We start from the raw sequence: 500 nt of genomic DNA, 5'->3' as shown, positions 1-500 counted from the left end.
GCGTTCTTCCCCACGGCCAAGATCTACAACCCCAAGGGCCAGAACTACCTGTCCGTGGACCGGGACCTGGTCCTCGCCTACAAGGAGTCCGCGCAGGGCCAGCTGATCCACCCGGGCATCAACGAAGCCGGCGCCGTGGCAGCGTTCACCGCCGCCGGCACCTCGTACGCCACCCACGGCGTGCCGCTGCTGCCGGTCTACGTGTTCTACTCCATGTTCGGCTTCCAGCGCACCGGAGATGCCTTCTGGGCAGCCGGGGACCAGATGGCCCGCGGCTTCGTCATCGGCGCCACCGCAGGACGCACCACCCTCACCGGCGAAGGCCTCCAGCACGCCGACGGCCACTCCCCGCTCCTGGCCTCCACCAACCCCGCCGTGGTCACCTACGACCCCGCCTACGGCTACGAAATGGGCCACATCATGCGGCACGGCATCGAGCGCATGTACGGACCGGATTCCACCGACCGGAACGTCATGTACTACCTCACGGTGTACAACGA

1 pseudogene is annotated in these 500 nt (G+C 67.2%); it reads left to right on the top strand.

The features are described from left to right. Positions 1-500 (top strand): annotated as a pseudogene (locus NQJ30_RS18865) (pyruvate dehydrogenase (acetyl-transferring), homodimeric type); the annotation flags it as partial.

This window comes from Pseudarthrobacter sulfonivorans (assembly GCF_024391045.1).
Classification (GTDB): Bacteria; Actinomycetota; Actinomycetes; order Actinomycetales; family Micrococcaceae; genus Arthrobacter; species Arthrobacter sulfonivorans_B.
Note: the sequence above shows the minus strand (reverse complement) of the source record. Positions and strands in the feature narration are given on the sequence as shown.